A 13,513-nucleotide genomic window follows, 5' to 3' on the forward strand; every position below is an offset into this window, starting at 1 on the left:
GCTTCGCGGATATTCACCATCCGCGCACGGCCTGTCGTAGAGTCCTCCGCAAACCACCTCCGGCTCGGCAGCTGCCGGGTTGAGACTGGAGCGATTGTGAGGAGGCGGGGGCTTGAGATGCGCGGCCAGCAAAGCGGTTAGCGGCAGGTGGCCACTTGCATCACGGCTTTGGTCGCCGGCCGAGGTGGCGCGGCGGGCTACGCGCAAGAGCGCCTCGGATCGACGCAACGCGATTAGTCTGGCCACTGGGATGGTTCCGGTCGACCACGGACCGGGTGACGAATGAATTTTGCGGTGCTGCCGCCGGAGATCAACTCGGCGCGATTATTTAGCGGCGCGGGGCCCGGGCCGGTGCTGGCTGCTGCGACCGCCTGGACCGGGTTGGCCGCCGAGTTGCGCTCGGCGGCAGCAGCGTTCTTGGCGGTGACATCGGGCCTGACGGGCAATTCGTGGCGGGGGCCGGCGGCGGCGGTGATGTCGGACGTGGCCGCTTCCTATGTCGGATGGCTGAGTGCGTCCGGGGCGCACGCCGAACAGGCGGCCGAACAGGCCAAAACCGCGGCGCAAGTGTTCGAGGCCGCGCGGGCTGTGACGGTCCAGCCGGGGCTGGTGGCTGCCAACCGTGCTCAGCTCGTGTCGTTGGTTGGCTCCAACCTGTTCGGGCAAAACGCCCCGGCCATCGCAACCGCTGAAGCTCAGTATGAGCAGATGTGGGCCCAGGACGTGGTGGCGATGCTTGATTACCATGCCGGGGCCTCGTCGGTTGCCGCCGCGCTGACCCCGTTGAGCTGGCCAACCCAAACCCTGGCGGGCCTGGCGGCTCCCGCCGCGGCCCTTGGTTCGGTCGCCAGGTCGATCAGCTTCAATGTGGGCTTCGCAAACGCCGGCCAGGGAAATGTGGGCGCGGCAAATATCGGCGATTTCAATCTGGGCTTGGGCAATATCGGTTCCGGCAACGTCGGTAGCGGCAATATCGGCGGCATCAATGTGGGCTCGGGCAACCGCGGCAGCTGCAACATCGGTCCGGGCAACCTGGGTGACTACAACATCGGCCTGGGCAACCTGGGTGATTCCAGTGTTGGTTTCGGCAATGCGGGTGACCACAACGTGGGTGTGGGCAACGCCGGCTTCAACAATTTCGGTTTCGCCAATACCGGCAGCAACAACATCGGGATTGGGCTCAGCGGGGATGGGCAGGTCGGGATCGGGGCGCTGAACTCGGGCACCGGCAACATCGGGCTGTTCAACTCCGGCACCGACAACATCGAGTTGTTCAATTCGGGGACGGGCAACTTCGGGATCGGCAACTCCGGTGACTACAACACCGGCTACCTCAACCCGGGTAACTACAACACCGGTCTGGCCAACAGCGGCGACGTCAACACCGGCGCGTTCATCTCCGGCAATTACAGCAACGGCGCCTTCTGGCGCGGCGACCACCAGGGCACCGGAATTTCTTACTCGGTCACGATCCCAGCGATTCCGATCAATATCAACGAGACTTATAGTCTGGACATACCGTTTACCGAAGACATCGGACCCAGGTCCATTGCAAGCTTTGTCATTCCCCGGCAATCGGTCACCGTGATCGGAATCGACTTGCTGTATCTGGGCCCGATCACCATCCCGCAGACCCTGGCGGCAATGTGGGCAGCCTCAACCTTGGCTTCGGGAACCTGGGCGACCACAACATCGGTCCGGGCAACCTGGGTGACTACAACATCGGCCTGGGGAACCTGGGTGACTCGAATGTTGGTTTCGGCAATGCGGGTGACCACAACGTGGGTGTGGGCAACGCCGGCTTCAACAATTTCGGTTTCGCCAATACGGGCAGCAACAACATCGGGATTGGGCTCAGTGGGGATGGGCAGGTCGGGTTCGGGGCGCTGAACTCGGGCACCGGCAACATCGGGTTGTTCAACTCGGGCACCGGCAACATCGGGTTGTTCAACTCGGGCACCGGCAACATCGGGTTGTTCAACTCGGGCACCGGCAGCTTCGGGATCGGCAACTCCGGGAACTACAACACCGGCATCGGCAACGCGGGCGCCACCAACACCGGCCTGTTCAACACGGGCCTGGTCAACACCGGTGTGGGCAACGCGGGCAACTACAACTCCGGCGGCTTCAACACGGGCAGCACCAACACCGGCAGCTTCAACTCCGGTGATCACAACACCGGTTACCTCAACTCGGGCGACTACAACACCGGCCTGGCCAACAGCGGCGACGTCAACACCGGCGCGTTCATTTCCGGCAACTACAGCAACGGCTTCTTCGTCGATGGCGACCACCAAGGTCTGATCGACGGGACTCCGGGCTTCTTCAACTCGACCACCAACCCATCGTCTGGTCTGCTCAACTCGGGGGAGGGCAGCGAGTCCGGGGTGGGCAACTACGGCGTCGGCAATTCAGGCTTCCTGAACTTCGCCTCGGTTACCGGTGCGGGCAGCTCCGGCCTACTCAATGTCGGCGCACTGCAGTCGGGCATCTTGAACCTGGGCAGTACTATCTCCGGGTTCGGCAACACGGGCTCGGTGACGCCGGCCTTCGTCTCCGGGGTCGCCAACGCCGGAACCAGACTCTCCGGCTTCTTCTTCAGGGGGACCGGTCCCTAGTCGCACGTAGCGCGGCCGGCGTTTGCGCCGGTGGCCCGGGCGCCAGGGGCTACGAGCGCAGCGCCGCCGGACGGCACATCGGCGCGTTTGCTGCTGGTCGGATCGGTGCGACTGGACCGCGCCGCTGTCGGTGGTCGGTGGTACACCATTCGTGGACGACGCGGCCGGCGGATTTGTGATCTGCGACACGCCGTGCCGACGTCCGACACAGCCTCACGACCAGGGAATTTCAAAAATGTCATTCCGAACATCTTGTATCTCTTCTCGTTGTCACCCCCTAGGTGTAGTGTTTCGAGGACCGACAGAACCCAGGTTCACCGGTTCCCGGCAGATTCACGGGATTCGAGGAACTTCCCGGGATCGGCATCGCCAGGTCGACGGACATGGCGGCCGCGCAACGGGAATCTGGGGGCTTGCCGGGCCGCTGAAACATAGCGAAGATGCACAACCCAAATCGTTGCCAGTCCCAACAGGCCAGACTCCCCGACTTCCGCAAAGGAGCGGTACACCCATGACCATCACCGTGTACACCAAGCCCGCATGCGTCCAGTGCAGCGCCACCTACAAGGCGCTGGACAAGCAGGGCATCGACTACGACAAGGTCGACATCAGCCTGGACCCGGAGGCGCGCGACTACGTGATGGCGCTGGGCTACCTGCAGGCGCCCGTCGTGGTGGCCGGCGACGACCACTGGTCCGGTTTTCGGCCCGACCGCATCAAGGCGCTCGCCAAGTCGGCGCTGAGCGCATAGCGGCGCCGAGCGCACAGCGGGGCAGACGATAGCGAAGGAGGCTGTGGTGGAGCCGTGCAACCTGGTCTATTTCTCCAGCGTCTCGGAGAACACCCACCGCTTCGTGCAGAAGCTAGGTCTTCCCGCCACGCGGATACCCCTGCACGGCCGTATCGAGGTCGACGAGCCGTACGTGCTGATACTGCCCACCTACGGGGGCGGCCGGGCTAACCCGGACCTCGATCTGGGCTCCAATGCCGGCGGCTATGTCCCCAAACAGGTCATCGCCTTTTTGAACAACGAACACAACCGGTCGCTGATCCGGGGCGTGATCGCCGCCGGCAACAACAACTTCGGTGCCGAATTCGCCTATGCGGGCAACGTGGTGTCCCGCAAATGCGGTGTTCCGTATCTCTACCGCTTCGAACTGATGGGTACCGCGGACGACGTCGCCGCCGTCCGCGCGGGACTTGCCGATTTCTGGAAGGAACAGACGTGTCACCAACCGTCACTGCAGAGCCTGTAACCACCAGCGCGCACGCGCTGCCGGGGGAAACGGACTACCACGCGCTCAACGCGATGCTGAATCTGTACGACGCGGACGGCAAGATTCAGTTCGACAGGGACGTTCTTGCCGCACGTCAGTTTTTCCTGCAGCACGTCAACCAGAACACGGTCTTCTTCCATAACCAGGACGAGAAGCTCGACTATCTGATCCGCGAGAACTACTACGAGCGTGAGGTGCTCGATCAGTACTCGCGCAACTTCGTCAAGACGCTGCTCGATCGCGCCTATGCAAAGAAGTTCCGGTTCCCGACGTTCTTGGGGGCGTTCAAGTACTACACCTCCTACACGTTGAAGACCTTCGACGGCAAGCGCTACCTGGAACGCTTCGAGGACCGCGTGGTCATGGTGGCGCTGACGCTGGCCTCCGGTGACGCGACGTTGGCCGAGAAGCTCGTCGACGAAATCATCGACGGTCGGTTCCAGCCGGCCACGCCGACCTTTTTGAACTCCGGCAAGAAGCAGCGCGGCGAGCCGGTGAGCTGCTTTCTGCTGCGCATCGAGGACAACATGGAGTCGATCGGACGATCGATCAACTCCGCGTTGCAGCTGTCCAAGCGGGGTGGGGGAGTAGCGCTGCTGCTGACCAACATCCGCGAGCATGGTGCGCCGATCAAAAACATCGAGAATCAGTCGTCGGGCGTCATCCCGATCATGAAGCTGCTCGAGGACTCGTTCTCCTACGCCAATCAGTTGGGGGCGCGTCAGGGTGCCGGCGCGGTGTACCTGCACGCGCACCATCCCGACATCTACCGCTTCCTGGACACCAAGCGCGAGAACGCCGACGAGAAGATCCGGATCAAGACCCTGAGCCTGGGGGTGGTGATCCCGGACATCACCTTCGAGTTGGCCAAGCGCAACGACGACATGTACCTCTTCTCGCCCTACGACGTCGAACGCGTCTACGGTGTGCCGTTCGCCGACATCTCGGTGACCGAGAAGTACTACGAGATGGTCGACGACTCGCGCATCCGCAAGACCAAGATCAAAGCGCGAGAGTTCTTTCAGACGCTGGCCGAGCTGCAGTTCGAGTCCGGCTACCCCTACATCATGTTCGAAGACACGGTGAACCGGGCCAACCCCATTGAGGGCAAGATCACCCACAGCAACCTGTGCTCGGAGATCCTGCAGGTGTCCACGCCGTCGTTGTTCAACGACGACTTGTCGTACGCCAAGGTGGGCAAGGACATTTCCTGCAACCTGGGCTCACTGAACATCGCCAGGACCATGGATTCCCCGGACTTCGCCCAGACCATCGAGGTGGCGATCCGGGCGCTGACGGCGGTCAGCGACCAGACGCACATCACCTCGGTGCCCTCAATCGAGCAGGGGAACAACGACTCCCACGCCATCGGTCTGGGACAGATGAATCTGCACGGCTACCTGGCCCGCGAACACATCTTCTACGGCTCCGAAGAAGGCGTTGACTTCACCAACATCTACTTCTATGCGGTGCTCTACCACGCGCTGCGGGCGTCCAACCGAATCGCGGTCGAACGCGGCACGCGCTTCAAGGGTTTCGACCAATCCAAGTACGCATCGGGGGAGTTCTTCGACAAGTACACCGAACGGGTTTGGGAGCCGAAAACCGAGAAGGTGCGCCAGCTCTTCGCCGACGCGGGCATCCGCATTCCCAACCAGGACGACTGGCAGCGGTTGAAGGAGTCCGTGCAAGCTCACGGCATCTACAACCAGAACCTGCAAGCGGTGCCGCCGACCGGGTCGATTTCCTACATCAACCACTCGACCTCGTCGATCCACCCCATCGTCTCCAAGGTCGAGATCCGCAAAGAAGGCAAGATCGGTCGCGTCTACTACCCGGCGCCCTACATGACCAACGAGAACCTGGACTACTACCAGGATGCCTATGAAATCGGCTACGAGAAGATCATCGACACCTATGCGGCCGCCACTGAGCATGTGGACCAAGGGCTTTCGTTGACGTTGTTCTTCAAGGACACCGCCACCACCCGCGACGTCAACAAGGCGCAGATTTACGCCTGGCGCAAAGGGATCAAAACCCTGTACTACATCAGGCTGCGGCAGATGGCGCTGGAGGGAACCGAGGTCGCCGGCTGCGTGTCCTGCATGCTCTAGGCCCGCAGAAGGTAAGTCGACCGCGGGTTCGAGGCGTCTCGAGCCGCGCGATCCGCCCTGGCGGCATGTCATGTCTGCCCAGGTCAGCAACTGCTACACGGTAAGGTATTTGACGTGCGGAGAATAAGCCGAGCCCACCCCAATGCAGACGCGGGGGTGAAAGTTGACGCACGCAGTGAACGGTGGCGCGAGCACCGCAAGAAGGTCCGCAACGAGATCGTCGAAGCGGCCTTTCGCGCCATCGACCGGTTGGGGCCCGAACTCAGTGTCCGCGAAATCGCTGAGGAAGCCGGCACCGCCAAGCCCAAGATCTACCGGCACTTCACCGACAAGTCCGATCTCTTCGTCGCGATCAGGGAGCGTCTGCGCGACATGTTGTGGACGTCGATCTTCCCGTCGATCAACCTGGCCACCGACTCGGCCCGCGAGGTGATCCGGCGCAGTGTCGAAGAGTACGTCAGCCTGGTCGACAAACATCCCAACGTGCTGCGCGTGTTCATCCAGGGTCGCTTCGCGACCCAATCCGAGGCGACGGTGCGGACCCTCAACGAAGGCCGAGAGATCACGCTGACCTTCGCGGAGATGTTCAACAACGAGCTGCGCGAGATGGAGCTGAACCGTGCGGCCTTCGAACTCGCCGCCTTCGCCGCCTTCGGGTCGGCGGCGTCGGCCACCGAATGGTGGTTGGGGCCGGAACCGGACAGTCCGCGGCGCATGCCGCACGATCAGTTCGTCGCGCATCTGACCACGATCATGATGGGCGTCATCGTGGGCACCGCGGAAGCGCTCGGCATTGCGATGGACCCCGACAAGCCGATTCACGACGCGGTACCTGCGCCGACTGCCGACCGCCGTTGACATCGTTGCGGCTATCGATAACACTCGTGTTATCCGATACCGGGGGTACCGGGTATTCGCGTTCAGGTAGACGCCTATCGTCGTAACTGCGCGTACTCACACAACAGGAAAGACCGCCATGACCGATGTCGTGATCCCCAGCACAGAAACAACAGCATCCGGGGAACCGCAGGCGCCCACACCGCCAGTCAAGACCCGCGCGGTCATCATCGGCACCGGGTTCTCCGGTCTCGGCATGGCCATCGCGCTCCAAAAACAAGGCGTTGACTTCGTCATCTTGGAGAAATCCGATGACGTGGGTGGAACCTGGCGTGACAACAGCTATCCAGGTTGTGCCTGCGATATCCCTTCACACCTGTACTCGTTCTCGTTCGAGCCCAAGCCGGACTGGCGCAACCCGTTCTCCTATCAACCCGAGATCTGGGACTACCTCAAAGGGGTTACCGAGAAATACGGGCTGCGCCGCTACGTCGAGTTCAACTCCCTGGTCGACCGCGCCTATTGGGATGACGAAGAGTGCCGTTGGCATGTGTTCACCAGCGATGGGCGCGAATATGTCGCCCAGTTCCTCATCTCGGGGGCCGGTGCGCTGCACATTCCTTCCTTGCCCGAGATCGAGGGCCGCGAAGAATTCGCGGGACCGGCGTTCCATTCAGCCGAGTGGGACCACAGCGTGGATCTGACCGGCAAGCGGGTGGCGATCATCGGCACCGGCGCCAGCGCGATCCAGATCGTTCCCGAGATCGTCGAGCAGGTCGGCGAACTGCAGCTCTACCAGCGCACCCCGCCGTGGGTGGTACCGCGCTCCAATCCGGAGATTCCGCCGGCGCTGCGCCGGGCCATGGAGAACGTTCCAGGGCTGCGCGCACTGGCGCGCCTGGGGATCTACTGGGCGCAGGAGGCGTTGGCCTTCGGCATGACCAAGCGGCCGAATGTGCTCAAAGTCGGTGAGGCCTATGCCAAGTACAACATCCGCCGCTCGGTGAAGGATCGTGAGCTGCGCCGCAAACTCACCCCGCATTACCGCATCGGCTGTAAGCGAATCCTGAACTCGTCGAGCTACTACCCGGCCGTTGCGAACCCGAAGACGCGCCTGATCACCGACCGCATCGCGCGAATCACCCGCAATGGCATCGTGACCGCCGACGGTGTCGAACATCAGGCCGACGTGATCGTGTACGCCACCGGGTTTCACGTCACCGACTCCTATACCTACGTTCAGATCAAGGGGCAGCACGGCGAGGACCTGGTCGACCGGTGGAACCGGGAGGGCATCGGCGCTCACCGCGGCATCGCCGTCGCCGATGTCCCCAACCTGTTTTTCCTGCTCGGCCCGAACACCGGATTGGGGCACAATTCGGTGGTCTTCATGATCGAATCGCAGATCCACTACGTCGCCGATGCGATCGCCAAGTGCGACAAGCGGGGTGCCCAAGCGCTGGCTCCCACTCGGGCTGCGCAGGATCGTTTCAACGAGGAGCTGCAACGCAGGCTGGCGGGCTCGGTGTGGAACAGCGGCGGATGCAGCAGCTGGTATCTCGATGAGCACGGGCGCAACACCGTGCTCTGGTGTGGCTACACCTGGCAGTACTGGCTGGCCACTCGGTCGGTCAAACCCGAGGAGTATCAATTCTTCAAGGCCGGCGCTAAGAGCTCGGTCAACGGCTGAGTAGTTGGGCGAAGGCCCGTGCGGCCGCGTCCACGCCGGCGTCGTCGTCGGTGGCAACGAGGTCGAGCAACAGGCCACGGATGACCGCCAGCCCGAGTCGTACCAGCGCGGGATCGGCCGACCCCTCGGTGACGGCGTTGGCCTCGGCCAGCCAGCCGTAGACCGCGCGGGGAACCATCTGAGCGAATCGCTTTTCGCCCTGCGCGGCGCGGGAGTAACACTCGAAGAACAGACGCTCGAGCTGGCGCAGCTCGGGCCGACGCACATCGGCCCACATCGCGGTGAAACTTTCCGCCGGGCTGGTCGGCAATTCGGGCAACAGACTCATCTGTCGACGCTCGACCTCTTCGACCACGGCCACCAGTAGATTGTCTCGAGATCCAAAGTGGTGCAGCAGCATTCGATGGCTTGTGCCGACCGCCGCCGCAACGTCGCGCAGCGATCGGTCGCCGACCCCGTGCGTGGCGAAGTCCTCGACCAGAGCGTCCAGTAGCTGTCTGCGCCGCTGTAGGTCAGGCGTGCGCGCCACGGGCACGCCCGAGTTGCTCGGCTCTGCTCTTCAGGCCGCTGGCCTCCATGTCGAGGTAGCGCTTGGTCATGCTGGTCATCAGCCGGCCGACCACGGAGCCGAATGCGCCGCGCTGGTCGATTTGCTGGCGCACCAGCGTCCGGCCGCCGGGCAGGGGGGTGACGTCGTGGCGTGCGTAGGCCAGGGCACCGGGGCCGCGCTGTTCCCATGTCCACGAGACGCCCGGATCGATCTCGGTGACCTTCCAGACGAGTTTGGTCATCCTCGGTTGCTTGATCGCGAACCGTTTGCCCACGGCGAGGCCGGGCCCATCCGGTGCGGCCAGCGAGGTCACCGAGGCGGTCCATTCGGGCCAGCGTTCAACATCGCTGAAAACCGCCCAGACGGTTTCTGGTGGCGCATCGATTTCGACACTGTGTTCGGTAATCATGTACCAAACGGTACATGATTGATCGGCTTCTGGATAGGCCCTGGTAGCGCGGCTGCCCTGGATTCCGGGCCGCTTGGTTGGCGACACGCAAACACAACTTCTTGTGTTGCGCTGCCTTGTCGGCCCCTACGGGTAGTGTTTGTGGCCTAAGCAACGCGCTGGCCAATTCGTCCCAATTTGGCCCAATCGCCCTGGAGGAGTGGAGTTCCGGTGACTGGAAATGCAAAGCTGATCGACCGCGTCTCCGCGATCAACTGGAACCGCGTTGAAGACGATAAAGACGCCGAGGTCTGGGACCGGTTGACCGGCAACTTCTGGCTGCCAGAGAAGGTCCCGGTATCCAACGACATCCCCTCCTGGGGCACGCTGACCGCCGGTGAAAAGCAGCTGACCATGCGGGTGTTCACGGGTCTGACGATGCTGGACACGATTCAGGGCACCGTGGGTGCGGTCAGCTTGATCCCCGACGCGCTGACTCCCCACGAGGAGGCGGTGCTGACCAACATCGCGTTCATGGAGTCGGTGCACGCCAAGAGCTACAGCCAGATTTTCTCCACCCTGTGCTCGACCGCCGAGATTGACGACGCGTTCCGCTGGTCGGAGGAAAACTCCAACCTGCAGCGCAAGGCGGAGATCGTGCTCGAGTACTACCGGGGCGATGACCCGCTCAAGCGCAAGGTGGCCTCCACGCTGCTGGAAAGCTTCCTGTTCTACTCGGGCTTCTACCTGCCGATGTACTGGTCGAGCCGGGCCAAGCTGACCAACACGGCTGACATGATCCGGCTGATCATCCGCGATGAGGCCGTGCACGGCTACTACATCGGCTACAAGTTCCAGCGCGGGCTTGCGGCCGCCGACGAGGCCCGGCGTACCGAGCTCAAGGACTACACCTACGAGCTGCTCTTCGAGCTATATGACAACGAAGTCGAGTACACCCAGGATCTCTACGACGAGGTCGGGCTGACCGAGGATGTCAAGAAGTTCTTGCGCTACAACGCAAACAAGGCGTTGATGAACCTCGGCTACGAGGCCCTGTTCCCGCGCGATGAGACCGACGTGAACCCGGCGATCCTTTCGGCGCTGTCGCCCAATGCCGACGAGAACCACGACTTCTTCTCCGGCTCGGGGTCGAGCTACGTGATCGGCAAGGCCGTGGTCACTCAAGACGAGGACTGGGACTTCTAGGGCGCCACCAGGCGCCATAGTCGGGCCCCGCCATATGCGTGCGGTCCGTGAACGGCCGGTGAATTGTGCGCACGACGGGACCCCGCGGTGGCGCCGGCGAGGCGCCTACCGTGACACTGGTGGGGTGATGAAAACCTTGTCTTCTCACCCCCGGTTCGTCCGCTCAGTGGTTCGTTGGCTGCAGGCGGGCTACCCTGACGGCGTTCCGGGGCCCGATCGGGTGCCCCTGTTGGCGTTGTTGCGCAGCACACCGCTGACCGAGGACCAAATCCGGCAGGTGGTGCGCGATATCACCGCGGAGGGTTCACCCGCGACGGCCGACGGGGTGATCAAGCGCGACGAGATTGCGGAATTCATTACCGACGTGACTCACCACGATGCGGGACCGGAAAACATCCAGCGGGTAGCCGGCGTGCTCGCCGCCGCCGGCTGGCCGCTGGCCGGCATCGACCTCAGCGAGACCGAGGATGGCGACGCCGAGACACCCGAAGGGCTTTCGTCACAGGCTTGATGTATCGATGACGAATCGATAGCGCACGTCGCTGGCCAGCACCCGCTCGTAGGCTTTGTTGATGTAATCGGGCTCGATGAGCTCGATTTCGGGCGTGACGCCGTGCTCGGCGCAGAAGTCCAACATCTCCTGGGTCTCGGTGATCCCGCCGATGTTCGATCCGGACAGGCTGCGCCGCATCAGCGCCAGCGCGAATGCCGGCACCTCCATGGGGTGCTCCGGGATGCCCAGCTCCACCAGCGTGCCGTCCACGTCCAGCAAGTTGAGGTACTGGCCCATGTCCAGGTTCGCCGACACGGTGTTCAGGATCAGATCGAAGCTGCCGCGCAGCTTGCGGAAGGTGTCCGGGTCCGATGTTGCGTAGTAGTGGCTGGCGCCCAGCCGCAACCCGTCTTCCATTTTCTTGAGTGACTGCGACAACACGGTCACCTCGGCGCCCATCGCGGTGGCCAGCTTCACGCCCATGTGCCCGAGCCCGCCCAGGCCGATCACCGCAATTCGCTTGCCCGGCCCGGCGTTCCAGTGCCGAAGCGGTGAAAACAGCGTGATGCCCGCGCACAACAGTGGGGCGGCCGCATCCAGCGGCAGTGCGTCGGGGATGCGCAGCACGTAACTCTCGTCGACGACGATCGCCTTGCTGTAGCCGCCCTGCGTCGGTTGGCCGTCTTTGCCGACCGAGTTGTACGTGAAGGTCGCGCCGCGCTTGCAGTATTGCTCGATGCCGCGCTCGCAACAGCTGCACTCGCGGCAGGAGTCCACGAAGCAGCCGACACCGACGTGGTCGCCCACCTTGTGCTTGGTTACCTGCGAACCCACCGCGCTCACCACGCCGGCGATCTCGTGGCCCGGAACCACGGGGTAGTTCGGCTGGCCCCACTCGGCTTTGACGGTGTGGATGTCGGAGTGGCAGATGCCGGCGAACTTGATGTCGATTGCCACATCGTGCGGGCCGGGGTCGCGACGGGTGATTGTGGTCTTGGTCAGCGGTTCGGTGGCCGACAGGGCGGCGTATGCGGAGACGGTGTTCATGGAAGTCCTCTTCGAATCCTCGGGAGCATCGCTTTTTGTAAAGATTAGCTAAGTTAAAGTTCTGGGGCTAGGTGAGGGCGCTCACTCACCAGCCTATGACTCGGCCCGCGGTCCGGTCTGACCGGTCGAGCGTTCAGTTGATCGGTGCGTTCACCCAGCGCAGGTCATCGACAATGCCCCGAGCGGCGACTAAACCCTCACCCGTCTGCCATATCTCGTCGTTGACGATCAGGACCCGGTTGTCGTGGTTGGCGGACAGCTTGCGCCACGGACCGCTGTCCAGCACGGTAGCGGCTCGTTCGGCGGCCGCGGGGGAGGCGCAGGACACGTAGATGATGTCGGCGTCAGCGGCCGAAAAGTCCGGTCCTTTGGCAAATTCGGCGTCGGTGGTGCCCATCTCGAGATAAGGCTTGTCGGTGAACCGCTGCGACGCGGGCCGATCCACCCCGACCGCGGCGAGCACACTGGCCGCAAAGTTGCGGGACCCATAGATCCGCATGCTGTCGCGGGTCAGCTGGACGATCGACGCTTGGAAATGGGTTGCGTCATGTTTGGTCCCCACCTGTCTGGCTCGCTGGGTGAATCCGCTGAGCAGCTCCTCGAGCGCGGCGCTGCGGGCGGTCGCGGCCCCGACGCCGCGCAGATTGTCCTCCCACGCCGCCCCCGGTGCCGCCGTGAACACGGTGGGGGCGATCGCCGCCAACTGCGCATACAAATTCGGTGTCAGCGCTTCTGAGCCCAGGATCAGATCCGGGTGGGCCGCATCGATCGCCTTCAGATCTGGCGCGGTCCGGCTGCCGACCCCCGGCAGGTCGTGCACGGCGGTGCCGAGGTAGGAGGGCTGGCTATTGGAACCGTCCGGGAAGGCGGCACCGACCACCCGGGATTGCAGTCCCAGCGCACACAGCGCGTCGAGCTGGTCGCCGGAGAGCACCACGATGCGCTGCGGTTCGGCGGAGATCTGGGCGACATCCGGGGTGACGCCCGCGGCGTTGTGCGCCGGGCGGGTTGCCGGCCCCGGGTCGGGTGCGGCCGCCTCGCGCGCGCACGACTCATCGGCCTTGCGGTCGTTGCCCAGCACCCCGGCGCCCGCGATCTGGGTGGTAGGAGTGGCCACCGAACGCGACGCTTTGGTGGCGGGTTGGTTTGACCCGCAACCGGAGCACACCACGATTGCGACACTCAGAGATACCGCGACCAGACCCAGTCGCATCCGGCCGAATTGCACGCGTTCGACGTTAACATCTGCCCAGGTGCGGGCGATCCGCCCGAGCTCGATGGGCGCCGCCGGAA

11 protein-coding genes and 1 pseudogene are annotated in these 13,513 nt (G+C 63.4%); 8 read left to right on the forward strand and 4 right to left on the reverse strand.

Going from position 1 to position 13,513, the window contains the following annotated elements:
• Positions 1-282: 282 nt before the first annotated feature.
• The 6 genes and pseudogenes from MMSP_RS25830 to MMSP_RS09565 all read left to right on the forward strand — a co-directional run.
• Positions 283-2,309 (forward strand): annotated as a pseudogene (locus MMSP_RS25830) (PPE domain-containing protein); the annotation flags it as partial.
• Between the two features lie 820 nt (positions 2,310-3,129).
• On the forward strand, positions 3,130-3,369 hold the full coding sequence (locus MMSP_RS09545; protein ID WP_012393468.1) for a redoxin NrdH: 240 nt from the start codon (positions 3,130-3,132) through the stop codon (positions 3,367-3,369).
• Positions 3,370-3,415: 46 nt separating this feature from the next.
• Positions 3,416-3,874, forward strand: coding sequence for a class Ib ribonucleoside-diphosphate reductase assembly flavoprotein NrdI (gene nrdI, locus MMSP_RS09550; protein ID WP_020724596.1), 459 nt, complete (start codon positions 3,416-3,418; stop codon positions 3,872-3,874).
• Complete coding sequence (nrdE, locus tag MMSP_RS09555) at positions 3,844-6,009, forward strand: class 1b ribonucleoside-diphosphate reductase subunit alpha (protein WP_012393470.1); 2,166 nt, start codon at positions 3,844-3,846, stop codon at positions 6,007-6,009. The genes nrdI and nrdE overlap by 31 nt, the downstream gene beginning before the upstream one ends.
• A gap of 114 nt (positions 6,010-6,123) precedes the next feature.
• On the forward strand, positions 6,124-6,867 hold the full coding sequence (locus tag MMSP_RS09560; protein WP_015355078.1) for a TetR/AcrR family transcriptional regulator: 744 nt from the start codon (positions 6,124-6,126) through the stop codon (positions 6,865-6,867).
• A gap of 118 nt (positions 6,868-6,985) precedes the next feature.
• Positions 6,986-8,536: an NAD(P)/FAD-dependent oxidoreductase gene (locus MMSP_RS09565; RefSeq protein WP_012393472.1), complete on the forward strand. Its 1,551-nt coding sequence runs from the start codon at positions 6,986-6,988 to the stop codon at positions 8,534-8,536.
• Here MMSP_RS09565 and MMSP_RS09570 read toward each other — a convergent pair.
• Both MMSP_RS09570 and MMSP_RS09575 read right to left on the reverse strand, forming a co-directional pair.
• Positions 8,526-9,065 (reverse strand): TetR/AcrR family transcriptional regulator, encoded by a 540-nt coding sequence (locus MMSP_RS09570; protein WP_020786461.1) that lies wholly within the window; start codon positions 9,063-9,065, stop codon positions 8,526-8,528. The genes MMSP_RS09565 and MMSP_RS09570 overlap by 11 nt on opposite strands.
• Positions 9,049-9,495: an SRPBCC family protein gene (locus tag MMSP_RS09575; RefSeq protein ID WP_036426393.1), complete on the reverse strand. Its 447-nt coding sequence runs from the start codon at positions 9,493-9,495 to the stop codon at positions 9,049-9,051. Before MMSP_RS09575 ends, MMSP_RS09570 begins: the two co-directional genes overlap by 17 nt.
• A 210-nt stretch (positions 9,496-9,705) precedes the next feature.
• Here MMSP_RS09575 and nrdF point away from each other — a divergent pair, with 210 nt between their 5' ends.
• Positions 9,706-10,680 (forward strand): class 1b ribonucleoside-diphosphate reductase subunit beta, encoded by a 975-nt coding sequence (gene nrdF, locus MMSP_RS09580; protein ID WP_020786463.1) that lies wholly within the window; start codon positions 9,706-9,708, stop codon positions 10,678-10,680.
• A gap of 127 nt (positions 10,681-10,807) precedes the next feature.
• Positions 10,808-11,191, forward strand: a complete 384-nt coding sequence (locus MMSP_RS09585) for a DUF3349 domain-containing protein (RefSeq protein ID WP_036426394.1) — start codon at positions 10,808-10,810, stop codon at positions 11,189-11,191.
• On the opposite strand, the gene MMSP_RS09590 is transcribed toward MMSP_RS09585, so the two are convergent.
• A complete protein-coding gene (locus MMSP_RS09590) occupies positions 11,180-12,220 on the reverse strand; it encodes an NAD(P)-dependent alcohol dehydrogenase (RefSeq protein WP_020786465.1) in 1,041 nt (346 codons plus the stop codon). The genes MMSP_RS09585 and MMSP_RS09590 overlap by 12 nt on opposite strands.
• Before the next feature lie 133 nt (positions 12,221-12,353).
• Entirely contained in the window at positions 12,354-13,433 is a 1,080-nt protein-coding gene (locus tag MMSP_RS09595) for an iron-siderophore ABC transporter substrate-binding protein (protein WP_086085174.1), read from the reverse strand.
• Between the last annotated feature and the right edge of the window lie 80 nt (positions 13,434-13,513).

It is taken from the genome of Mycobacterium sp. 012931 (genome assembly GCF_000419295.1).
Lineage (GTDB): Bacteria > Actinomycetota > Actinomycetes > Mycobacteriales > Mycobacteriaceae > Mycobacterium > Mycobacterium marinum.